Below are 23145 nucleotides of genomic sequence, written 5' to 3'. Positions count from 1 at the left end.
AAAAAGATAGACAGTTTTAGGACTGTCTATCTAAATTTAACTTATTTAATTAGTGCTCTTATAAATTCTTGATAGTTTTCGCACTTATTTAGCTGTTGAATTAAATGTGCATTATCAACAATTTTTCCAAGCATCTCATACATGTTCTGCAAATCCTTTTGGCTATCCTTTTCAACATTTAGCAAACAAATGAATTGCACTCGTTTATCGGCCCAATCAATTGGCTTTTCTAATGTGCAGATTGTAAGAAAGGTACTGTTCGTTTGAGCCGTTATCGGATGTGGAATCGCTACTAAATTCCCATAAGCTGTCGGTGCGACTTTTTCACGTTCATAGATAAGGTTTAGATAGTTGTCCGGTATTAATTTTTTATCTTCCAATACATCTACCAAAAAGTGAAGCACTTCATCTTTTGTTTGAAACGATTGGTGTAAGAATAACAAATCTTGTTTAATATATTCAAACACACTACTCGTATTATCAATTACAAAAGCTTCAATTTTATCTAAATCTTTATCACCTAAAATTGTATTCACTTCAATTACTGGCACCGAGACTTTCTCCGTGATCGGCACGGAACTTACAATAAAATCAATTTCTTCAAATGGTATCTGTTGTAATTTGTAAAACTCTGTTGTACCAATAACATCTAACTTAGAACCGAATTTTGATTTTAATTTATATTTCAGTAACTGTGCACTTCCTAAACCAGAAGCACAGACGATTATGCAACGCTTCGGTCCAGTTTGTAATTTACTACGCTCAATTGCTGCCCCGATATGCAAAGCGATATAACCTATTTCATTCTCATCAATGGAAACTTCCATTTCTTCTTCTAAAACCATCCCTGCAACAATTCCTGCTTCAAATGCCAACGGATAGTTTGTCTTAATATCGTCAATCATTGGATTTCGTACGTTCATTCCATACTTATAGCGATTAATTGCAGGTTTCAAATGCAAGCCAAGTCCAATAATTAATTCACGATCATGGCGGATCCCCAGATGTAGTTTAGATTCAATCGAATTTAATACAAGCATCGTCATTCGATAAATATTATCCTCCATCACTAGACCAATCTCTTGTTCACTCATGTTTGTTTGACTAATCATCTTAGTTCCTAATAAGTGAATGGCGATATACGCAATCTCTTCTTGCGGGAAAGTAACACCTAAAAGTTCTTCCGTTTTAACCACAATCTTTTTAGCAACCTCGTACTCTTTTTGATCAATAATTTCATTTAATTCTTTCTTAAATAGAGAAACATGGTGCCCACTCTTAATACGCTTATAGGCTATTGCAATGTGAATAAATAAATTGTTGATCGCAATATCAGATAATGTAATGCCGTTTTCTTTAATTTGATTCATAATTACAGACCAAATAGCATCAAGATTTTTCTGATCTGTGATGGATGATAACTGATCTTGCCAGATAGACTTTGCAACATTTGCACTTCTGTCAAATACATATTCTGACATCGCAAAACGCAACTTCACCTCGCTGCCTATCACCTTCATACCATAACTAGGTCTTTTATCTAAATGTATCGCATAATTCTCAAGTACCTTTTTGACTTGACGCACATCATTTTGAATCGTTGATTTACTAATATGCATTTCCTCACAAAGTTCATCTAGTTTTAAATAGCCCTCTGCTAATAAAAAGCGTCTAATTAGATACTTAATTCTTTCATCTGGTGAATCTGGAATTACAGTATCCTCACCTTTTTCTTCATCTAAAAATTGTTGCAAGTATGACCTAAAACGTTGATCGTCTTCGATATGCAGCACATACCCCGATCCACGAATCGAATTAATTTTCGCTCCATTAGAATCTAATAAGCGACCAAGCGCTTTTATATCATCACGTACTGTACGAGATGTAACATTAATAATATTAGCAAGATACTCACTTGTAACTGCTTCTTCTGAGGCCATTAATTCACGCAAAATTTGAATAATCCGGGAGTTCAATCAATCATCCCCTTTATACTTCCTATCCCATTATCTAACTATATGTATCCATTATAATATATAGTTAGAAAAGCGTAGCAAATAATACCTGCTACGCTTCTATATTATGCGTCAAAACCGTTATTTTTGGAAGCTTCAGCAAACCACGAAGCACTCTTTTTCGCTGTTCGCTCTTTTGTTTCTATATCAACTGAGAAAAAACCATAACGATTCTTATATGCATTCATCCAAGACCAGTTATCCATGAATGTCCACAAATGGTATCCCTTTGTATTACAGCCTTCTTCAATTGCTTTATGCACCCATTTAAGATGCTCTTTAATAAAATCGATCCGATAATCATCTTCAATTCTGCCGTCTTTTAAGAATCGTTCTTCATTTTGAACACCCATACCATTTTCAGATATAAATGACTCAATATTTCCGTAATTATCTTTTAGGTTAATCATGATATCATAGACACCTTTTTCGTAAATTTCCCATCCACGATATGGATTCATTTTACGACCAGGCATTTCATAATTATCAAAGAACCAATCAGGCATAAATGGACTATATGGATTTGGCAAAGTTTCCTTCGCTTTCACCCGACGAGGTTGGTAATAATTCACACCGAGAATATCAACAATATTTTCTTTTAATAAAGCTTTATCCCCCTCATCTGTAGTTGGTAATTGTCCATGCTCTTCTAATAATGCGATTAAATCTGCTGGAAATTCTCCTTTAACTGCTGGATCCAAAAAACTACGGTTAAAGAATAAATCACAAATGTGCGAAGCTTTTAAATCTGCAGGGTTCTGACTACGTGGGTATGATGGTGTTAAATTTAGAATAATTCCAATTTTTCCATCATGTGACGCATGGTAAACCTTTACTGCTTTTGCATGTGCAATCATCGTATTATAAGCAACTTGTACCGCTTTTTTCGCATCGACAATATTTGGATAGTGAAAGTCATATAAATATCCACCCTCAACCGGAACAATTGGTTCATTAAATGTAAACCACTTTTTCACGCGATCTCCAAACAGAGCAAAACTTTGGCGTGCATATTCTACAAATGCATCAACAACTTCACGGTTTTCCCATCCACCTTTTTCTTGTAATTCAAGGGGCATGTCAAAGTGAAATAAATTAACAAATGGTTCGATATCATTCGCAAGAAACTCATCAATGACGTTATTATAAAAAGTTACCGCTTCTTGATTGACTTGACCTTCACCACCTGGGATTAAGCGTGCCCATGAGATAGACATACGGAAAGTGTTATGACCAATCTCTTTCATATTTTTAATGTCTTCTTTATATCGATGATAAAAATCAGATGTTGTTTCTGGTCCTACACCTTCAAAAAAACGATTTGGTTCTGTTTCGTACCAATGATCCCAAATGTTTTTTCCTTTTCCGCCTTCTTTGTCAGCACCTTCTGTTTGGGTCGCGGATGCGGCACTCCCCCACCAAAAACCTTCTGGAAACTTATATTCTACTGTCATGGTTGCTTGCCCCTTTCTTATTTACTTCGATATATTTCAATAATTTCAATAGCAAGATCTCTTACTGTCATAGCTGTCATTAAATGGTCTTGTGAATGAACTAAGATAACATTGACAGATTGTCCTTCTCCACTAGCTTCTGCTTGTAATAATTTCGTTTGAAAGCCATGTGCTTTACCTAATTCTTCGCCTGCTTCTTCTATTTTTTTATCAGCAGCCTCGAAATTCCCATCCTTTGCTTCATGAATACCTTCCATAGCACTTGACTTACCATTTCCTGCATAAAGAATTATTTGGAAAGCAATTTCAGTTATCGTATTTTCCGTTGTCATTGTAACTGTCACCCCTATTATAATTTTCTAATGAAAAGGAAATACGTATTTCTCCTACTACTATTCATGAGAAATACGTATCCTTTTAAAATCTAGTAATATTCTCTATTCAGCGTTTTTCTCATTTGCATAATACTGTTTATCCATGATTTTAAGGAATGGGAACCAAATTACAAATACAATTGCAATGTTAACTAGTTGTAATACCGCACCCATGATATGATTACCAGTTGCCAGGAATCCACTTAATACAGCTGGTGTTGTCCATGGAACAATAATCCCTGCAGGTTTTGGTACAATACCCGTTGCCATTGAAAAGTATGTTACTAATGCGACAATTACTGGCGCTACTAACCACGGGATGATAACTAGTGGATTCATAATAATTGGTAAACCAAAGATAATTGGTTCGTTCACGTTAAAGATACCTGATGGAGCACCTAACTTGCCTAATTCTTTCATTTGACGGCTTTTTCCTATAACAAAGATTCCAATAATTACTGCAAGCGTCATACCAGAACCACCAATACCTACAATAAAGGTATCAATAAACTGCTTTGTTACAATGTTCGGAAGTTCCTCACCTGCTTGAAATGCTTGTAAATTTTGGTCATTCAATGCATACCAGATTGGATCAAATACTGAGTTTACGATAATTTGACCATGTAAACCAAAGAACCAGAATACTTGAATCAACAAGACTGCAATAATTGTTGCTGGTAAGCCACTACCTAATACAGTTAATGGTTCTTGAATTAGTGTGTAGATAAAGTCTTGTACTGTTAAAAATGGTGTATAGCTAAAAATAACACGGACAGCTAAAAATACAGTTAGTGTCAGCGCAATTGGAATAAGGGCACTAAACGATCGAGCTACAGCACCAGGAACACCAGCTGGCATTTTGATTGTCCAATCTTTTTTAACAATAGCTTGATAGATTTCCGCTGCAATAAATGCAGTAAAAATTCCTAAGAACATACCTTGTGCTCCTAATACTGAGGTTGGAATTACACCAGAAACCTCATCTAACACTTGTGGTGTCAAAATTAAGAATGCAGCTAAGGCAACTACTCCACCATAAATCGCCTCTCCACCTCTTTGCTCTACCATCTTATATCCTATACCGATGATAACAAAGAGACCCATAATACTTAATGTTGCAGCTGATGCAGGACCTAACGCATTTTGATATGCGGCATAAGCATCTTCACTTATCAATTTGTCTAAAAACGGAAAGTTAGCGATTACAACAAAGATTGAACCAAAAATGATTAACGGTAAGGCTACCATAAAACCATTACGTAATGCGGTTAAATAACGGTTGTTATTTAGTTTATCCGCAACTGGCATAAGAACATTTTCTAATACCTCCATAAATCTGTTCATAATTATTTTCCTCCTTTATTTAATTTTCTGTTCAAAGATCAACTTATGTTTCGCTTTCATTTTATGACCTTTAAACAGATTTTTGATTCCTATTCGCCTATTAACTCTAATGCTTTATCTAAAACTGCTTTGCCATCAACGCGGCCATATGCCATTGGATCGATAACATCAAGCGGTATTCCTACTTCTTCTGCTGTAACTGCAAATTTCTTCTTCATAAAACGCATTTGCGGTCCAATCAAAAGGACATCAGCACGTTTCATTTCACTTGGTGCTTTATCTTGTGCTACTGCCCAAATTTCAGTTTCAATTCCACGTGTTTTTGCCTCTTCTTCCATCTTTGTAACTAAAAGGCTAGTAGACATACCTGCTGAACATGCTAGTAATATTCTTTTCATCTTTATGTCCTCCTTTAAAAGGTAAGTTATTTTGTTCTTAAACTCATTATATTTTACAAGCGCTTTCATCACCACGCATTGTTTTTCCGCATCAAAGCGGAAATGGTTAATATTACTGTTTTTCGTATCCTACATAACGCAACATTTCCTTGCGACGTAATTATCATCAACTGCGACGTAACTTACCCGCTATGGAAGCAAATGGGCTCCCTTTCTGTGGGAACAGCGCGGGCTGAAGATCCACTCGGAAAGCGAATTATGCTTATCCGAGTTAGCTGAAGCCGTGCCCACGGAAAGCGATCCCATTTCAATTGTGGAGCGGGTAGGGAATCTACGTCGCAGTTTCTATCAAGTTCGTATGTTGAAACGATAGGAGCATGAAGTCAACTTCACTTTTAGATTGTGAGACTTCTTAGTTTTTTTGCCAGTTTAACTCTATGAAAGTTGCGTAAACTACAAAAAAGCACCTCTACTGAGCGTGCTTTTCATAATATAATAGCTAATATAATTGGTAAGGTAATGATACTAAGTATGGTACTAACTAATGTGGCACTCGAAACGAAATCTGGTTTTGCATTGAATTGCACCGCGTACATCGTCGTATTCGCTGCAGTTGGCATTGCCGCCATCAATATCATGATTTGCTTCACAACCTCATCTACAGGCATAAATAGTGTAATAACATATGCGATAAGTGGCGCAATTGCTAATCGAATGAGCAACGCAACTGACAACTTTCCTACCTCTAATTTTTTTAAAGATATAGTAGCAAGTTGCATTCCTAAGACAATCATAATAATCGGAATCGCTGCAGCAGCAACCATATCAACTACCGTTTCAATTTGAGTTGGGATTGTTAGATGCATTGCATTTAAAGCCATACCTAATAATGACCCATAAACGATCGGTACTTTAGCTACTTCTTTTATAGGAGATAATTCCTGATCTCCTTGACTGCCTTGTGCGGCAACATAAATACCAATCGTACACATAATTAACTGTTGCAATACCATTAGAATAACAGCATAATGGAAGCCTTCCTGGCCAAAGATCAATAAAACTAATGGTGTACCATAATTACCATTATTCATAAACGAACTAGCTAGAATAAAGCCACTTGTATTTTGTTTGTCCCATTTTTTAAAATAACCAATGAGATAACATATGGAAATACATGCAATGCAAAGCACTAGCAAATAAATGCTTAAATATAAATAGTCGATATTAATCGGATTTTGATAAAAAGTCTGAAATGCTAAAAAGGGAGATAAAATATAAATTGCTAACGTTGAAATTGACTTTACTTCCATTTTCAATAATTTCATTCCAATAAATCCAAGTGCAAAGACACCGAAAATAGGGAGTAAAACGCTAAATGTGCCCATCTAAAATCACCAAACCTACTGTATTTTTTTCCACTTTGCTTTTCGAATCATTTGATTAATGACTTCTGAAAAAACTAAACCGATGGCAATTGCACCGGATATTAATAAAGCTTTAGCTGCCAATTGAATTGCCATATTGTAATCATTCACCACAAAATTCCGCATCGCATCATAGGCTAAGCCACCAGGTACCAATGGTATTATTCCAGAAACTGTGAAAATAATGATTGGCGTCTTATAAAACTTCGCACATAATTGACTTAACACAGCAACTAAGATAGAAGCAGCAACAGTTGCTACGACTGCGTCAATACTATTGACTGTAAAAACTGTATAAACCAACCAACCTGACATACCTACTAATCCACATTGTATTAACCTGTTTTTCGGTGCATTAAAAATGACTGAAAAAGCTGCGGCCGCTATAAAACTAGTAACTAATTGCTCAATAATCATAGCGATCCCTTCTTTCTTTTCATTCTTAGACGATTAAGAAGACAACAGCAACACCGGCTCCTATCGCAAAAGCCGTTAAAAATGCCTCCGCACTTTTCGATAAACCAGAAACCAAGTGACCTGCCATTAGATCACGAACCGCATTTGTAATTAATAAGCCAGGTACCATTGGCATAACCGATCCAATAATAATTTTGTCTAACTCTAATCCGAAATCGATATAAATAAAAAAGTAGGAGAAGAACCCAATTAATAAGGATGCTAAAAACTCTGCAAAAAAGCGAATCTCAACACCACGATGAAAAAAGATAATTGCCGAATATCCTGTCCCCCCCACGATAAATGCCGGTATAAAATCAATCCATTGACCTTTAAACATAATCGTAAAACATCCACTGACTAGAGCTGCTGCTAGAATTTGCAAGTAAATTGGATAGGCATGTGTCTGCTTCTCAATCACCTTTAACTCTTCACTTGCATTTTCTAAAGAAAGTGCACCATTTGTGATATTTCGCGAGATACTATTAACTAATGTAACTTTATTTAAATCTGTTGATCTTTCAACGATTCGAACAAAATTCGTTGCTTCTGTTTCACCCATCGAGAACATGATAGCGGTTGGTGTTACATGACTCTGGGCGTTAACAACTCCAAAGGCAAGTGCCATTCGTATCATTGTATCTTCTACACGATAGGTTTCAGCACCACTTTGCAGCATTATTTTACCAGCCAATATACAAACCTTTGTTATTTCCTTATTACACATTTTATCTCCGCTCCACTTTTGATCCATTTAATATTATTCTTTACCATACGGTAGGATATGATAAATTGTAATGAAAATTGTTCCTAATAAAGCCATCCAACCCATGTAAAAGTACATCGTATTGCCGCCCACTGAATCGATTAATGCGCCCCCACCAAGTGAACCAACAATACCGGAAATCCCAAAAAATACGGCCATAAAAAGTAAGTGTCCTGTTGATTGTAACGCTTGTGGAATCAGTCTTGTTACATACTGAAAAGCAGCTAAGTAAAAAACACCAAATGATAGACCATGCATAAATTGCAATACCACTACAAGAATTGGACTATCAACTATTCCAAATAAAAACCAACGAAGTGTATAGAGCAATCCTGCACCAATTATAAAAATAAGTGGATGATATTTCCGAAACCAACGTGCAGCAAAAGCAAAAACAAGAGCTTCACTTGCTACTCCAACAAACCAAGAAATACCAATTAAGCTCTCGCTACCACCTAACTGCGCAATGAATATTCCAATATAACTATCATTTGCTCGGTGTGTAATTGTAATCAAGAGAATAAGCCCTAAAAAAATAATAAACGGGTAATTCTGTATCAGCTTTTTCAAATCACGGAATTGAATTGGTTTAACTTTGACCGTAACATCTTTTAATTTGAAACAAACCAAAAGTGCCAATCCACCCATAAACAAATATGGAACAAGTAGGTATTTAATTCCGATGACTTCCAATAACTCTCCTATTAATAAAGATGATGTAGCAAATCCAATGGAACCCCATGTTCGAATCGTACCAAATGATATATGTAATGCGTCTGCTCGTCGCTGGGACAAGCTATCTGCTAAAGCACCAATCGGAGCTGTGAAAAAATAAAAAATCCCCGCTAGTGTGAGTAATAATGGGAGTGTTGTCATTTGAAAAAAAACAGAACTACTTATAAGTAAACCAATTAAGCAAATCAATAATATCCGTTTTACTGTTTGATATTTGTCACTCATATAACCCCAAAATGGTTGTGAAAAAATAGAAACAGTCGGGCCAACAGCCAGCACCCAGCCAATTTCTTTCCCATCTAATCCTTTATATTGAAGTAATAAAGGTAAAAAACTAATGATTATTGTATTTGCACCATGAAAACTAAACAATAACATCTTTAATGGTACAAGTGAATCCTCTTTAGCCATAAACCTCACTCCCTGTCGAATTAGTTACCATTTTGTATTTATCGCACTTGATTATCTATTATACGAGTAAATACTATGGATGGAAAGGCTTATCAGGACATTAATAAGAAGCCATTCAGATAAATGACTTTCTTCTTTAACATATATTAAAAAAATAAAATAAAAAACAGGATTAGCATATGCTGCTGGTCCTGTTAAGATATTTGTTTATTTCCCTATAAATAGCTGTGTCCAATAAGCTCCATTTTCTGCGTATCCTACTCCGATATGCGTGACTTTCTCGTTTAGTATATTCTTACGATGGCCAGGACTATTCATCCAACCTGTCACAACTTCCTGCGGTGATTGCTGACCTGCGGCTATATTTTCAGCAGCTGTTGTATAATCTACTTCAAATTGTTGCAACATCTCAAATGGAGAACCATATGTTGGCGAAGTATGTGAAAAGTAATTATTTGTTGCCATATCTTCTGATTTCTTTTGAGCCACATCTTCAACTGCCTTATCAATTTCCAATTTTGCTAATCCATTTTTTTCACGTTCTTTATTTGTTAAATTAGTTACTTCTGTTTGAAATTGACTAGAGGATTGATTAGTCGCTTCATCTCGTTCTGTTTCTTCTGGAGTAGTTCGTATCCCTTCGTCTTGTGCACTTTCCCGTTCTGGTTCTGTTGTAAAAATATTTTGCTCTTTTCCTGGAATAGGAAATGGTGATCGTGATCGTGTAGCATTACGATTACCTTCGCTAGGCTCTTGTTCTCCTCCGCCAAAGCTGATAGGATCTGTAGTCATATCCGTATTTTCTAATTGGTCATCTGAACGCTCAATCTGATCTGCTTGTTGGTTTCCACACCCAGCTAACACTATAAAGCAAATTAATGTAATCCAAAGCATATCGTTTAATTTGTTTTTCACTTTCATCCCTCCTGGTCATACTATTTACTGCATATCGCCTTCTTATTCAGTAAAAATAACTTTATCCAAGATGATGTAAAAACAACGCCAAAAACATACCTAGCGTTGTAATGAATCCGACAATTGGCCCTCCCTCTTTATATGCTTCGGGCATCATTGTGGAAGCTACCATTGCAATTATCGCCCCACCTGTGAAAGCACTCGTAATCGCTTTAATACTATCAGGAGCTGCCAAAAGCAAGACTCCAGCACCTGAACTAATAGCTGAAAACCCTACAACAAAAAGCCAGAGAATGAAAATTCTTTTTTTACTATAACCACTTTTTTGAAGACTTACTGTACTTGATAATCCTTCTGGAATATTACTTATAAAAATCGAAACTACTAGCGCCGCACTAACCTTATCCCCATTTGCGATACTCATACCAATCATTGCTGATTCTGGTAATGTATCCATAATTGTACCAATAAACATACCCAAGCCTGAACTTGATTGATCTGTACCAACAGCTTCTGATTTTTGGTATGGTTTTGTTTCTTTACGCCTTTGTCCTCCACGATGTGAGACCAAAATGTCTAGTATTGTAAAAATAAGCGCACCACCCAAGAAACCAATTGCTATTTCAATAAAACCACTTATTTTTAGTGCATCTTCTAATAATTCATAGCTTGTTGCTCCAATAAGTGCCCCCGTCCCAAGTGCCATAATAAATCCAATCAATCGCCTTGGAATCGAGAAATATAATGACATACAAGCACCCAGTAACGTAGCAGAAGCTGCAAATGTTCCCCAAAAAACGGCACTACCCATTTCATCACCTCTATGGATAAAGAAAAACTTCGCATTAATCAATGCGAAGTTTCATTAGTTCTTTTCTATAGGTTGCACAATTCGAGAAAAACTATTCCCTATTATTTAAGGCTTACGAAGTGCCCTTCTTTCAGCATAAGGTACACATTTATAGCAAACTTGTACTTTTTTACCTTGGTCATCAAGGTATGTTTGAGGTTGGGACGCTTTTTGACCACAAATATAGCACTGTTTTGGTGCGAATATACGTTTTAACCAATTCACATCAAAAACCTCCTTTTTCTTATTATAAATTATAGGATGCAATAAATTCAAAGAAACCGTTCGCTAAGATACTTACAAGGCCAAATAAAGCATTAAAGCAATTTACTTATTTTTCTTTTTTAACTATAATGAAATGGTATGATTTTACTATGAATAAATTCGTGAAAGGATGGTTTACGAGATTGAAAATGAGCATTGTACTCACCATTGGAATTATATTTATACTCGTTATTGGGATCGTTATACTAAACCAAATGCGAACATCTAACATTACAATTGAAGATTTAGTACGAATAGATTATCAGGACACTTTCACACAAGAATCTGATGATTATCTTGTGTACTTTTGGCAAGAGGGATGTGTATATTGTGAAGAGGTAGAGCCTAATGTTCTAGAATTCATCCAAAATACGGACAGCCCTTTTTTCCTTGTTGATATGCAAGAACCAAACAATCAGTCCGCCTGGTATGATTGGGAAAGTCACCATGAAGAACATGATATTAAAATCGGGAAAGTTGTAGATGGAGAAGAACAGCTTAATGATGAAATTCCGCTTGAGAAATATACAGAAAACACAGATATACGTTGGGAAATAGAAGTAACTGAATACGATGAAATCATTGTCACACACAATACGCCCTTCGCAAATAGTGAACCCGCGACAGCCGATGCTATCGAGATTACAGGTACACCAATCATAATCCATGTTAAAGATGGCGAAGTTGTTACTTATGCTAATGGGTCAGAACAAGTAAAGGCAATGTTAGAAGAGAACAAATAAGAGGGGACATTCTCCCTCTTACTTGCATATCCTTAAACATATACCCACTTTTGTTTTAATGCTTTTAAGACAGCATTCGTTCGATCAGGCACCTCGAGTTTTCTCAAGATCGCACTAACGTAATTTTTTACAGTTTTATCAGAAAGATATAAGTGTGTCGCAATGTCTATATTGTTATATCCTTTAGATAATAACTGCAGTACTTCCCATTCTCTATTTGATAGTATTCCTACTGGACGTTTTGACACTTTCTGTTGAATCTTTACATAATCCGCCAATAAAAGACAAGAAAGAGCAGGATGAACATACTTTTTCCCCTTTTGAACGAGTTGAATCGCATCCATTAATTCCTTCTCTTCCATTCCATTATAGAAATAACCATCTAAATTCTTTGTGAATAATTCATTTAGTTTCATACACTCTTTATCAGCAACCCAAATAATCACTTTTTTATTACACTGTTTATATACCTCGATTATTTCTCTATAAGGTACATCTGTTTCTAAATCTATAATGATCATGTCACTGAGTTCATTTGCAATTAAATCATCTGGATAACCCGATCCATCACTGACACATATTTCTGATTCTTGAAATCGTTGATTAAGCAATTGAACAATGCCTTCTCTTAATAATGAGGGCTTTTTCACAAATAATATTTTCATTTTTATCACCTTTATTTAAATTTAATTCACTTATGTATTTATTTAAATGTTGTTGTATAAAGTAGAATGAAATAGAGAGAAAACTTGCTTAATCTGTCGTATTTTCTTTATTTAAATTAAAATTAGCTCTATTTAATTACTAAAGAAAACTATTTATTCCACATTATGATTAAAATCAGTAAATAGTGGTATATATGTACTATACCTTACGTTTTTTTGAAAAGAAATATTTGAATTGTACTTATATTACCTTTGCTACATACATCATTCTTTTTAGTATTATTTTACCTAATTCAATAGTAATGATTAAAATCAATATAGTCAACTTTATTTTGATAAAAGTCACTATTTTTACTAATATTTGTTTTTAATTGATACATATTTCCTATTTTTGTATTAGTATTAAAGTAACAAATTTGAACGGAGGACTCTACGAAGATGCACACAATAGGGTTACGCATTAAACATTTACGAACTCAAAATGGAGATTCAATGGCTACATTAGGAAAGGCAATCGGGACAGACTCAGCCAATATAAGTAATTGGGAGAGTGATAAACGCATACCCGGCGGAAAATTCATTATTGCATTAAGTGACTATTTTAAAATTACAGCTGATTGGCTACTAAAAGGGAAACTAGACGAGGAAACAAATTTTACTGAACCTTCGTCATTTTTATCTAAATCACGTGAATTAGATTCGTCTTTTTCAAGTTTAGCTTCAGAAGATCAACAGTTTATCCAAGCCTTTGTTGGATTTTACAGTAATTATAAAAAACGTGTCCAATATATAGCAACGGAGTATTATCTCGAACTCCCATTACTTAAAAACCAACTAACAGCACCACTATTATATGCTGATGGTAACTTGCTTAAGTACATTCCGATCCCTAAATCACTCGCTGAAGAAGGTGATTTCGTCATCATCGCTCCTGAACTTAAGGTGAATAAACAAGGCATTCAAGTTGGAGATATCATTGTTATTAAAAAACAACAACAGGCTCAAAACGGAGAAATAGTACTAGCTACAACTAGTGATGGAGTCGTTAACCTATATACTAGCCATAAAAGGCAACAAGTGATTCAATTCAAAGCACTTCATCACACAAAGGAAATCATTAATTCCAGTGCAAAAGGCATTCAAATTCTGGGTGTTGTAACGGGGGTATATAAATCAGATGGCATGTCGTTAGTCTAATTATAAGATGTTAGTTTATATGTACATAACATGGAATAATATAATTACAATTTCATTCTAAAAACAAACAATAGCACTAACTATTCAACGTTTGAATAGTTAGTGCTATTATCTTGTCAATTCATTATAAACCTTTAGGTACAAACTATCTGCACCTCAAAAGCCTATAACCATGACTTCCCCATGACATGCACTTTGTATCTATTTTGTAAACTCACTATAGCATGGAACCAATCATTAACCTAGATTGTTGTCAGATTTTCTGACGCGAATTTTCAAATGCAGAAATTCCTTACACAGATTTATCTATCTTTTGTTAATTTCTAAATATTTCTTTATCTTTCCATTTCCCAAAACGATAATAAAGAAACGCAAATATACTACTTAATACAAAACTTAACCCCATTCCGATTGCTATACCTTTTTCACCTATTGTTTCTGATAATAAATACGTTAACGGATAACGAAATAACCAAAAGGATATGACGTTTAAGATAAGTACTTGGTACATTGCACCCGCAGCTCGCACAATCCCATTTAACACAAAATTAACGCCAAGGAAAGGATACAAGAATGCCACGATCATTAGAAATTCCGAACCAAATTGGACAGCTGCTGGCTCTTGAACCGCCATCTGTAAACCAGAAGGTATGCCTAATTTTAAAATCAATTTCACTTCTGCTTTTTTTGGTAAGAACGGGAAAACAAATGGGGCAAGGTTACGTCTTAATACAAAAATAATCCCATACAAAAATGCCACACCTTGTGATAAAATCGTAGCGTATGCGGCACCCGTTACGCCCCAACCAAACCTAGAAATGAACAGGGGATCCAAAATAATATTTAAAATTACAGCTATTATAACGAATCTCAGAGGAGATAAAATAGTGCTCTATTAGCGCATTTAAAAGGCTTCCTAACACCGTTCGTTAAGGAAGCCTTTCATTAGTATTGTATTCTCTAAAATAACTATCTATCGTAGCTTTGATTATTCCAACTCCTATTGGAAACGCCGCTTCATCCAATCTGAGGTCTGAGGCATGAAGTGAATTTTTCATTTCTTCGGATTGAGCACAGCCTAGGAAAAACATTGCACCAGGAATTTCTCTCGTGAAATGTCCGAAGTCTTCTCCTCCCATACCGTATGGCGCATGCCTTATTTCCATATTTGGATATAGAGATAATCCTGCATTTTCGATCAAATCTATTAATTTAGCATCATTATCTAAGGCTGGTTCACCACTTTCTATTTCCAATTGATAATCACCAGAAAAAGAGTAGACCAACTGGGCCACTTGCTCCAACTCTTTCATAAGTTGCTTCCGCACTTTAGCTGAATAAGATCGCATAGTTCCAATAATTTTCACTGTATCTGGAATTACATTTGGATTTTGGCCTCCAATAACTTTCCCTATACTAATTGTTCCAACTTCTAGTGGATCGACTTTTCTACTTATTACGCCATACAAGGCTTGGAGGACAAATCCTAGCATCCAAATTGGATCCTTGCTCTCATGCGGGTAGCCACCATGACCTCCCTTTCCCATAATTGTGAGACTAAAATTATCAACATTCGCCATACTTAGACCCTTATTTACTTGGATTGATCCAGTACATTGCCAAGGACACATGTGTAAAGCTAAAATTGCATCTACTTGCTTGGTAAGACCAGCTTCTACAAAATAAGATGCACCCGTTTTACCCTCTATGTCTGTATCCTCTTCCGCCGGTTGAAAGATCAGCTTTACCGTACCTCGGAAATCTCCTGTTTGATAGTCAGTTGCTACTAAGGCCGCTACGCCTAATAGAATTGCCATATGTGCATCATGACCACAAGCATGCATAACACCTGGATATGAAGAAGCATATGAAAAATCAGTTTGTTCGGCAATTGGGAGTGCATCCATATCGGCTCGAATACCAATTACCGGTCCACTTCCTTTCGTAACAGTTGCAATAACGCCATGTTTTGCAATCCCTCTTTCAATTGTAAATACGTTAAATGACTCTAACACTTCTACAATATAATCACTCGTTTTTGCTTCCTGAAAACTCAATTCTGGGTATTGATGAAAGTGACGTCTCCATTTACTTAACTGTTCTTGTAGTGACTTAGCTTGATTCTTTATGAGATCCAATTGTTGTTTCACGCGCACGACTCCTTATCACGTAGTGGCAAAAAGGTTTTCTGGAAGTAACTGAAAAGCTTGCTCTAAGTCATCTAGCAGGTCTTCAATATCCTCAATACCAGCAGAATAACGAATCAATCCTTCCGGTATTCCCATTGCGGCTCTTTCCTCTGGTGTACATTCAACATGACTGGTCGTTCTTGATGGACCAACCACCGTTTCAACAGCTCCTAAATTAGCAGCTCGATTCGCATATTTTAACTTAGGTAACAAATGCCGAACGGTATCCACACCACCTTTTACAGCAAAACTTAACATACCACCATATTGTTTCATTTGTTCCGTAGCAATTGAATGCCCTGGATGACTCTCTAATCCTGGGTAATGTACCGCTTCAACAATATCTACTGTTTGCAGATATTTCGCCACTGCTAACGCATTTTCACATTGTTTATCGACACGAAGTTTTAGCGTTTTCATTCCTCGAAGTAACAAGTATGCAGCCATAGGATCTAATGTTGCCCCGTTAATTTCACGGTAATGATAAATTGCTTCAACCAATTCCTCTGATCCACAAACAGAACCTCCTAGTGCATCCGCGTGTCCTCCTAAATATTTTGTTGCACTATGAATTACCAGGTCAGCTCCTAGTGCTAGAGGGTTTTGATTAATCGGTGTTGCGAAGGTATTGTCAACAATCACAACGGCTCCTGCTGCCTTTCCTACTTTCGCCATTCGTTTAATATCTGTTATTTTCACAGTAGGGTTCGTTGGTGTTTCTAAATATAATACATTACAACCTTTAGCAACTTCCTTTTCAATAGCTTCATGGTCGCCTGTATCACAAAGCACAACGTCAATATTCAATTTTGGTAAAAATTCAGTAAATATTTTATTTGTTCCACCATACGTATCCTTAATTGATACAATCCGATCACCTGGTGATAGCAATGTACCTAACGTGTTACTAATTGCTGCCATTCCAGTTGAAAAACTAGTAGCTGCTTTCGCTCCCTCAAGATCTTTTATCTTTGCTTCAAAAGCCTGAACTGTTGGATTCGTGTTACGTCCATATATATGACCTTTTTTCTTTCCAATTGCAACATCATACCACTCATCCATGTCATCATAACCAAAAGATACACTATGGACCACTGGTACTTGTGTTGCTCCAAATGCTAATGAATCTTTTTCGCCCGCCCATATTGCGCGTGTTCCTATTTTTGCCTGTTTCATTATTATTCCTCCTCATAAATGCTAATTAACTAATTATTCCTGACTGCTGCGCTCGTGGAAAAGGATCTTGAACGATTAATTCCCTTGGATAATTTGCTAATGTTTCGCAGCCGTTTTCCGTGATACGTATAGATTCACTTATTTCAATACCGTGTTGATCAAACCATAAAGCTGGAATAAGGTGAAAAGTCATATTTGGTTGCAAAATGGTTTCGTCTGCTTTTCGAAGACTAGCTGTATGCTCACCCCAATCAGGAGGATAATTCAAACCAACTGAATAGCCAATTCTAGCTTCTTTATGAAAACCATATTTCTTAATAGACTTGCTCCAAACTTCTTCTACTTCACCACATGTCATTCCGGGTTTTATAGCATGAAGAACTTTATCTATTCCTTCTAAGACAACAGGTTCCAAATTTTGTAATCTACGAGATGGTTTCCCAATTGAAACGGTGCGTGCTAACGGGGAGTGATATCGTTTATAACAACCAGCTAGTTCAACAATTACAGCTTCACCTTCGACATATTTACGATCTGACCATGTTAAATGAGGGTTACCTGTATTTTCTCCTGAAGGAAGTAAAGGAACAATCGACGGATAATCACCACCATATTCCTCTGTACCACTAATCATGTTGTAATACATTGTCGCTGCAGCATCACATTCTCTTACACCTGTGCGAATCATTTCTGTGCCTCTAAACATCGCTTGTTCAGCAATCTTTGCTGCTCTTTTCATATAATAAATCTCCTGGTCAGATTTAACCATTCGAACATAGTTTACAATTAAATCACCATCTTTAAATGTTGCGTTGGGTAAACCACGCTTCAAACTATCATATGCCTTTGCTGAGAAATAATAATGATCCATCTCTACACCAATGTTACGATTCCCTTGCCCAATTTGCGACAAGACTTCTGCGATATATTCCATTGGGTGATAGTTAGTTGAATGTACATAATAATCCGGATATGCCATCACATTTTCATCATAAAGCCATGTCGTCTTCTTTACACCGTTTGCGTCCATGTATCGCCCAATCCAGATCGGCTGATCTTCATCGCTAATAATAATTAACATTTGGTGTACATAAAAGGACCATGCATCATACCCCGTTAAATAGTACATATTTGCAGGGTCAGAAATTAATAGGACATCAATTCCACTTTCAGACATTTTCTGTTTTGTTTTCCTTAACCGATTTTGATACTCAATCAAATCAAAAGCTAGCATGTGCAATCCCCCTTCCTGAATTAGTAGAATCTTATCTAATTCAAGTGTTATTATCAGAATATTTATATATTTCTTACTATTGTAAGGTTTAATCACATTTTATGTAATGTTCAAATTGTATGAAGTAATATTTTTCTTTTACTACAAATTTGCTAGGTACCTGCACAAGCGTAAAAAATTTAACTCAATTTTGCAGAGTGAAAGTGGTAGATAAGTCTTGGTATAACTAGAAAATCTCACAATACAAAATTGAAGCTGACTTCGAACTCCTTTCGTAAGTTTCGTAAGCATCATGGTGCATTAACTGACGAACTTGTTAGATACTGCGACGTAGATTCTATACCCGCTCCACAATTGAAATGGGCTCGCTTTCCGTGGGCACGGCTTCAGCTAACTTATTAAAGCAAAAATCGCTTTAATAAGTGGATCTTCAGCCCGCGCTGTTCCCACAGGAGTCTCACCAATTTCATTTGCTCCGCTAGTTTTGTCAAAAATATAATATGTGCATCCTATGGCATACTGATTTGAAAACACCGCAACTTTGTTAGTGACTACTGCCTGCAACTAATTTCTCTCGTTATTGTTATTCAACATATAGATTTAGTTGCTCTAATCAGCGAAGGAAGCAAATGGGTGACACTCTAGTGGGAACAGCACAAGCCGAAGATCCACTTGGAAGTGTTCTTTGCTTCCAAGTTAGCTGAGGCTGTGCCCACAGAAAGGGAGCCCATTTGCTTCCGTAGCGGGGGTTAAGTCGTAGTTGATGATAAACTCCGACGCAAGGAACGTTATGTCAGAGTCCATGAATGTTTAGTTATACTTTAAACTTAAAACAGACAACGATTAGCACTTAGTTTTTGTGTAAAAGTTGCTTAATTTACCCCTTCAGCAACAATTAAAAATCAGATAAGGAATGCCTCAAAGAGTTTCCATCGTGAAGAAAACGGCTTTATATTTTCAAGAAGTTTCGCATATTCCAACGGTTAAATTACTTCTTTTGATCAAATCAAATAACCGAACTCCAGTTACATCTACTGGAGTTCGGTTATTTGATTGACTTATTTTAATTTTGTCTCTTATTGATTATCATTCTTTACTTGTTGTAGTTTCCAAATACGAACACTTAGTTCCAGTAAAAATGCATCGTCTGAATCAACTAAAGATAATTTTGTTAATGATTCAATATTACGCAAACGATGTAATAACGATTGGCGGTGTAAATTTAAGGCTCGAGCCGTTTGACTAACATTACCCTTATACTGATTATATGTTGAAAAAGTGTGGACAAGATCTGTTTGACGCTTTTGATCATAGATTAATAATTTCTCTAAAGTCTGCTGCACAATGTCTTTAACTTCCGGCTGATCAGATAAAGCCATCAACAATCGCTCTACTTTAGTATCCTGATACATGGTTCGATTACCATAACCACTATGCTCCATACCAATATCAAGCGCGACTTTCGCCTCTTTATACGCATCCGAGAAAGAATAAGCATCAATTTCTGGAGCTGCAATGCCCCATGACATCACAATGCCCTTCAACAACTCACTTACACGTCGTTCCACTTTATCTAAAAATTGATTCGCTATTTCTATATACGCTTCTGGTGTTGCTTCTAAAAAGATAATCACTTTTCCTGCATCAAATGTTGTCATCGTTTTAACAGTAAATAATTCACCCGCGTAGGTAATCTCCTTTTGAATGGCGTAGTTTTTACTTTGCAAAGATGAATTCTCTGACCGATCATTATCATATTGTTTGATAGCGTCACTATAATATAAATCTCCGACTAAACAAATATAATAGCAAGTTAAATCATAACCAAGTAAATCTGCTTTTGCGATTAAATGGTTATCTTTGGTCACTTTCTGTTGCGCTAATTGTAATACAAAGTTATCTTTAAGCCTTACCTCTGTTAATTCAATCGCATTTTCTTTAACAAAGTATAAAGCACATGCCGTTAATGCATGCTCCAACACATTCATTACAAACCACGAAAGTTGATTTGATTCTGCTACTTGAACCAATAAATACCCTTGTATCTTATGATTATTAATGACTGGAAGGTAATAAATTGTCTGCTCTTTAACCTGGTAAGCTTCTAATAAATAATATAAAGGGTGTTCTCCTACTGATAAATCATTTCGATTAGTCTTTTCAACATGCTTCAATTCCTTTTGAAAAGGGACTAACCACTCTTTAGAGAAACTCCTGTTTGCTCGCATAGAAAACTGGTTATCACTTATAGCAAGAGGTAAGTGTACATGTTTATATAAGACCTGCGCTATATCTTGTAACCCTTTGTCGTTCAGTACACAATTGACCAATTGTTGACGAACTTTTTCCGCCGCTTCTCTCTCGTCTTGTTTATCAGCGGTGATTTTCTGCATAATCTTAGCTACAATATCACCAAATCGGACTTCCCATGGAATATCAACTAAAATTAAGTTCGATTGCTTTGCTATTTGCAATAGACTACTAGGTATATCAAACACATACCTCCCCGTGGCAAAAGCTAAAACAGATGCACCAGATTGGATTACGTCTCTAACAAATGTCTCCAAAGCATCTGGATCATCTTTACATCCAATACCTGTGGTTAATACAAATTCATTTTTACGAACAAAATTTTCAACTGGCGACTCGATGACCGATACCCATTCAATATTATTTGTTACCAGATTAGTTTCTCCTGCTTTTACTTTTGAAGATTCAAAGATTGGTAGTTTCAATATTTCGTGCGCAAATAACCCCATCAACCTCACCCCACAAAATAGAATAAGATGATCAGACGCTCATTCTATCGCATCGTAATCACCTTACCAGTTACTATTATTCTAATACCATTTCAGTTATTTTTTACAAAATATTCAGATTATTTTGATGGAAATAATGTTTAAATCTTATTCTTTTTGAATACCGAAGCGTGCATTGATTTCCCCTCTTAGTAATTCCTTTTTACCTTTACGTTCCTCTTTACGTTTTTGTTTCAGCATCTCTTGTCTAATCTCGTAGGTTTGTACGCCTTCTTCTCTTTTATTAGCAATTTCGATTAGTTGTTCAACATCCGCAAACGAATATTTACGATTACCTTTCGGTGAACGATCAGGAAAAATCAATTTCCTTTCTTCGTAATACCGAATTTGTCGTTCGGTTAAGCCGGTTAGTTCACTTACGACGCCAATCGTGATTACTTTTCTTTCCTTATATGAAGGATTGTCAGTCATAATTTTCACTTCCAAACTTATTTTATGTTTGTGTTACTTTATTTGTTCTATTATACACAGTTTAATTCGTTAGCTATATAGTTATGTCAGATCTTCTAACAAAGAACATGTAAAAAAACTTCCCATGGAAGGGTTCTGTATATTTTTTTAAAAAGACCGCAGTATATAAATGTAAATAAAGGAGTTCATATAATGGAAATGTTAAAAGATATTCTTTTAGTATTAGGAAGGATTATTACGATTTTACCTTTATTACTTGGCGTTACTATTTTCATGGGGAAACGCGCTATCGGAGAATTACCTGTGTTTGACTTTTTAATTGTTCTAACACTTGGGTCAGTCGTTGGTGCAGACATCGCAGATCCAAACGTAAAACACTTACCTACTGCTATAGCCATCATTGGAATCGGTTTGCTTGAAAGATTTGTGGCACATATTAAATTAACCAACCGAAAGATAGGACGAGCATTAACCTTTGAGCCTACCATCGTTATTAAAGATGGACAATTTTTAAGAAAGAACATGAAAAAAATACGCTATTCTATTGATAACATTCTCCTTATGTTACGGCAAAACGATGTGTTCTATATAGAAGATGTTGCATTGGGAATTATTGAAGCAAACGGAAAATTGAGTGTTTTTAGAAAGGCAGAAAAAGACACACCAAACCGTGAAGATTTTGGTATTTTAAAACAAACGGATAGTATCCCGCTTCCAATAATTATTGATGGTAAGCTGTATAAATCTGTTTTAACTAGTTTACAAGTTGATGAAGCTTGGTTAATCGCGATGTTAAGAAAACAAGGCGTCAATGCGATAGATGATGTGTTTTTTGCTTCTTTAACAGAAAACCTTTCCCTGTATGTCACTCTGAATGACAACGATATGAAGCTCCCACCGCTATACCAGTAATAGCAGTACAAATACTCGTACTGTCTTACTTATTTTGGTATAGTATAAAGGAAGGAGGCGTCATACAAATGGAAATGTCTATTACGCAACCAGCGGTAAAATGGTTTATAAATGAACTGGAATTAGAATCAGGGGATACGATTCGTTTTTTCGCTCGTTATGGAGGTCATGGAGGCATTCACAAAGGCTTTTCACTTGGAATATCGACTAATGCTCAAGCGAATAATCCTGTTATGCAAATTAAAGAACAAGGAATTACCTTCTTTGTTGAAAAATCCGATGCTTGGTATTTCGACGATATGGATTTTCATATTAAATATTCACGCAAACTAGATGAAGTTGATTTTGTAATAGAGTAGTATGTTAGGCGGCTCGTTTCATTAAAACGGCCGC

General features: G+C 35.9%; 22 protein-coding genes and 1 pseudogene. 5 read left to right on the top strand and 18 right to left on the bottom strand.

What is annotated here, in order from left to right; genetic code table 11:
- Window positions 1–41: 41 nt before the first annotated feature.
- From D2K60_RS01665 to D2K60_RS01615, 11 genes are all read right to left on the bottom strand, one after another.
- Window positions 42–1976: a BglG family transcription antiterminator gene (locus D2K60_RS01665; protein WP_117168258.1), complete on the bottom strand. Its 1935-nt coding sequence runs from the start codon at window positions 1974–1976 to the stop codon at window positions 42–44.
- A 104-nt stretch (window positions 1977–2080) separates the two neighbouring features.
- Window positions 2081–3469, bottom strand: a complete 1389-nt coding sequence (locus D2K60_RS01660) for a glycoside hydrolase family 1 protein (protein WP_117168257.1) — start codon at window positions 3467–3469, stop codon at window positions 2081–2083.
- A 17-nt stretch (window positions 3470–3486) separates the two neighbouring features.
- Entirely contained in the window at window positions 3487–3801 is a 315-nt protein-coding gene (locus tag D2K60_RS01655; RefSeq protein WP_117168256.1) for a PTS sugar transporter subunit IIA, read from the bottom strand.
- A gap of 105 nt (window positions 3802–3906) precedes the next feature.
- Complete coding sequence (celB, locus tag D2K60_RS01650; RefSeq protein ID WP_117168255.1) at window positions 3907–5187, bottom strand: PTS cellobiose transporter subunit IIC; 1281 nt, start codon at window positions 5185–5187, stop codon at window positions 3907–3909.
- Window positions 5188–5276: 89 nt separating this feature from the next.
- The gene (locus D2K60_RS01645) at window positions 5277–5585 is read right to left on the bottom strand and encodes a PTS sugar transporter subunit IIB (RefSeq protein ID WP_112182359.1); all 309 of its coding nucleotides are present in this window, start codon (window positions 5583–5585) and stop codon (window positions 5277–5279) included.
- A 485-nt stretch (window positions 5586–6070) separates the two neighbouring features.
- Window positions 6071–6970 (bottom strand): AEC family transporter, encoded by a 900-nt coding sequence (locus D2K60_RS01640; RefSeq protein ID WP_117168254.1) that lies wholly within the window; start codon window positions 6968–6970, stop codon window positions 6071–6073.
- 15 nt (window positions 6971–6985) lie between these two features.
- Complete coding sequence (locus D2K60_RS01635) at window positions 6986–7426, bottom strand: threonine/serine exporter family protein (RefSeq protein ID WP_117168253.1); 441 nt, start codon at window positions 7424–7426, stop codon at window positions 6986–6988.
- 25 nt (window positions 7427–7451) lie between these two features.
- Window positions 7452–8219, bottom strand: coding sequence for a threonine/serine exporter family protein (locus D2K60_RS01630; protein WP_240335213.1), 768 nt, complete (start codon window positions 8217–8219; stop codon window positions 7452–7454).
- Between the two features lie 6 nt (window positions 8220–8225).
- Window positions 8226–9377, bottom strand: a complete 1152-nt coding sequence (locus tag D2K60_RS01625; RefSeq protein WP_117168251.1) for an MFS transporter — start codon at window positions 9375–9377, stop codon at window positions 8226–8228.
- A gap of 207 nt (window positions 9378–9584) precedes the next feature.
- Window positions 9585–10292 (bottom strand): CAP domain-containing protein, encoded by a 708-nt coding sequence (locus D2K60_RS01620; protein WP_240335212.1) that lies wholly within the window; start codon window positions 10290–10292, stop codon window positions 9585–9587.
- Window positions 10293–10353: 61 nt separating this feature from the next.
- On the bottom strand, window positions 10354–11103 hold the full coding sequence (locus D2K60_RS01615; protein WP_117168249.1) for a ZIP family metal transporter: 750 nt from the start codon (window positions 11101–11103) through the stop codon (window positions 10354–10356).
- A 446-nt stretch (window positions 11104–11549) separates the two neighbouring features.
- On the opposite strand from D2K60_RS01615, the gene D2K60_RS01610 reads away from it, so the two are divergent.
- Entirely contained in the window at window positions 11550–12149 is a 600-nt protein-coding gene (locus D2K60_RS01610; protein WP_117168248.1) for a hypothetical protein, read from the top strand.
- Between the two features lie 32 nt (window positions 12150–12181).
- On the opposite strand, the gene D2K60_RS01605 is transcribed toward D2K60_RS01610, so the two are convergent.
- Window positions 12182–12814 (bottom strand): response regulator transcription factor, encoded by a 633-nt coding sequence (locus D2K60_RS01605; RefSeq protein ID WP_117168247.1) that lies wholly within the window; start codon window positions 12812–12814, stop codon window positions 12182–12184.
- Between the two features lie 438 nt (window positions 12815–13252).
- Here D2K60_RS01605 and D2K60_RS01600 point away from each other — a divergent pair, with 438 nt between their 5' ends.
- A complete protein-coding gene (locus tag D2K60_RS01600) occupies window positions 13253–14011 on the top strand; it encodes a helix-turn-helix domain-containing protein (protein ID WP_117168246.1) in 759 nt (252 codons plus the stop codon).
- A gap of 316 nt (window positions 14012–14327) precedes the next feature.
- Here the strand turns inward: D2K60_RS01600 and D2K60_RS01595 are convergent.
- The 4 genes and pseudogenes from D2K60_RS01595 to D2K60_RS01580 form a co-directional block, all read right to left on the bottom strand.
- A pseudogene (locus D2K60_RS01595) lies at window positions 14328–14891 on the bottom strand (MATE family efflux transporter); the annotation flags it as partial.
- Window positions 14892–14940: 49 nt separating this feature from the next.
- Window positions 14941–16161 (bottom strand): M20 metallopeptidase family protein, encoded by a 1221-nt coding sequence (locus D2K60_RS01590; RefSeq protein WP_240335211.1) that lies wholly within the window; start codon window positions 16159–16161, stop codon window positions 14941–14943.
- A gap of 15 nt (window positions 16162–16176) precedes the next feature.
- Window positions 16177–17376, bottom strand: a complete 1200-nt coding sequence (locus D2K60_RS01585; RefSeq protein WP_205418567.1) for a cystathionine gamma-synthase family protein — start codon at window positions 17374–17376, stop codon at window positions 16177–16179.
- Between the two features lie 25 nt (window positions 17377–17401).
- Complete coding sequence (locus D2K60_RS01580; RefSeq protein ID WP_117168243.1) at window positions 17402–18610, bottom strand: M24 family metallopeptidase; 1209 nt, start codon at window positions 18608–18610, stop codon at window positions 17402–17404.
- Between the two features lie 934 nt (window positions 18611–19544).
- Between D2K60_RS01580 and D2K60_RS21070 the strand changes: the two genes are divergently transcribed.
- Window positions 19545–19667, top strand: coding sequence for a hypothetical protein (locus tag D2K60_RS21070; RefSeq protein ID WP_275896229.1), 123 nt, complete (start codon window positions 19545–19547; stop codon window positions 19665–19667).
- 19 nt (window positions 19668–19686) lie between these two features.
- Here D2K60_RS21070 and D2K60_RS01575 read toward each other — a convergent pair whose 3' ends face one another.
- Together D2K60_RS01575 and D2K60_RS01570 are read right to left on the bottom strand one after the other, a co-directional pair.
- Complete coding sequence (locus tag D2K60_RS01575; protein WP_117168242.1) at window positions 19687–21369, bottom strand: PucR family transcriptional regulator; 1683 nt, start codon at window positions 21367–21369, stop codon at window positions 19687–19689.
- A 147-nt stretch (window positions 21370–21516) separates the two neighbouring features.
- Window positions 21517–21840, bottom strand: a complete 324-nt coding sequence (locus D2K60_RS01570) for a MerR family transcriptional regulator (RefSeq protein ID WP_117168241.1) — start codon at window positions 21838–21840, stop codon at window positions 21517–21519.
- A 192-nt stretch (window positions 21841–22032) separates the two neighbouring features.
- Between D2K60_RS01570 and D2K60_RS01565 the strand changes: the two genes are divergently transcribed.
- Both D2K60_RS01565 and D2K60_RS01560 read left to right on the top strand, forming a co-directional pair.
- Entirely contained in the window at window positions 22033–22752 is a 720-nt protein-coding gene (locus D2K60_RS01565) for a DUF421 domain-containing protein (protein WP_117168240.1), read from the top strand.
- Window positions 22753–22820: 68 nt separating this feature from the next.
- Window positions 22821–23111 carry a HesB/YadR/YfhF family protein gene (locus D2K60_RS01560; RefSeq protein WP_117168239.1) on the top strand — a complete coding sequence of 97 codons (291 nt, stop codon included), beginning with the start codon at window positions 22821–22823 and terminating at the stop codon, window positions 23109–23111.
- Window positions 23112–23145 lie beyond the last annotated feature (34 nt).

This window comes from Paraliobacillus sediminis (assembly GCF_003426055.1).
This window is presented reverse-complemented; position numbering and strand designations above follow the sequence as displayed.

What these genes read in the sequence shown, in the direction of transcription:
- D2K60_RS01645 (WP_112182359.1), bottom strand. Translation starts at nt 5,585, where the DNA reads ATGAAAAGAATATTACTAGCATGTTCAGCAGGTATGTCTACTAGCCTT.
- D2K60_RS01585 (WP_205418567.1), bottom strand. Translation starts at nt 17,376, where the DNA reads ATGAAACAGGCAAAAATAGGAACACGCGCAATATGGGCGGGCGAAAAA.
- D2K60_RS01615 (WP_117168249.1), bottom strand. Translation starts at nt 11,103, where the DNA reads ATGGGTAGTGCCGTTTTTTGGGGAACATTTGCAGCTTCTGCTACGTTA.
- D2K60_RS01600 (WP_117168246.1), top strand. Translation starts at nt 13,253, where the DNA reads ATGCACACAATAGGGTTACGCATTAAACATTTACGAACTCAAAATGGA.
- D2K60_RS01570 (WP_117168241.1), bottom strand. Translation starts at nt 21,840, where the DNA reads ATGACTGACAATCCTTCATATAAGGAAAGAAAAGTAATCACGATTGGC.
- D2K60_RS01605 (WP_117168247.1), bottom strand. Translation starts at nt 12,814, where the DNA reads ATGAAAATATTATTTGTGAAAAAGCCCTCATTATTAAGAGAAGGCATT.
- D2K60_RS01660 (WP_117168257.1), bottom strand. Translation starts at nt 3,469, where the DNA reads ATGACAGTAGAATATAAGTTTCCAGAAGGTTTTTGGTGGGGGAGTGCC.
- D2K60_RS01640 (WP_117168254.1), bottom strand. Translation starts at nt 6,970, where the DNA reads ATGGGCACATTTAGCGTTTTACTCCCTATTTTCGGTGTCTTTGCACTT.
- celB (WP_117168255.1), bottom strand. Translation starts at nt 5,187, where the DNA reads ATGAACAGATTTATGGAGGTATTAGAAAATGTTCTTATGCCAGTTGCG.
- D2K60_RS01625 (WP_117168251.1), bottom strand. Translation starts at nt 9,377, where the DNA reads ATGGCTAAAGAGGATTCACTTGTACCATTAAAGATGTTATTGTTTAGT.
- D2K60_RS01565 (WP_117168240.1), top strand. Translation starts at nt 22,033, where the DNA reads ATGGAAATGTTAAAAGATATTCTTTTAGTATTAGGAAGGATTATTACG.
- D2K60_RS01635 (WP_117168253.1), bottom strand. Translation starts at nt 7,426, where the DNA reads ATGATTATTGAGCAATTAGTTACTAGTTTTATAGCGGCCGCAGCTTTT.
- D2K60_RS01580 (WP_117168243.1), bottom strand. Translation starts at nt 18,610, where the DNA reads ATGCTAGCTTTTGATTTGATTGAGTATCAAAATCGGTTAAGGAAAACA.
- D2K60_RS01575 (WP_117168242.1), bottom strand. Translation starts at nt 21,369, where the DNA reads ATGGGGTTATTTGCGCACGAAATATTGAAACTACCAATCTTTGAATCT.
- D2K60_RS01655 (WP_117168256.1), bottom strand. Translation starts at nt 3,801, where the DNA reads ATGACAACGGAAAATACGATAACTGAAATTGCTTTCCAAATAATTCTT.
- D2K60_RS01560 (WP_117168239.1), top strand. Translation starts at nt 22,821, where the DNA reads ATGGAAATGTCTATTACGCAACCAGCGGTAAAATGGTTTATAAATGAA.
- D2K60_RS01630 (WP_240335213.1), bottom strand. Translation starts at nt 8,219, where the DNA reads ATGGATCAAAAGTGGAGCGGAGATAAAATGTGTAATAAGGAAATAACA.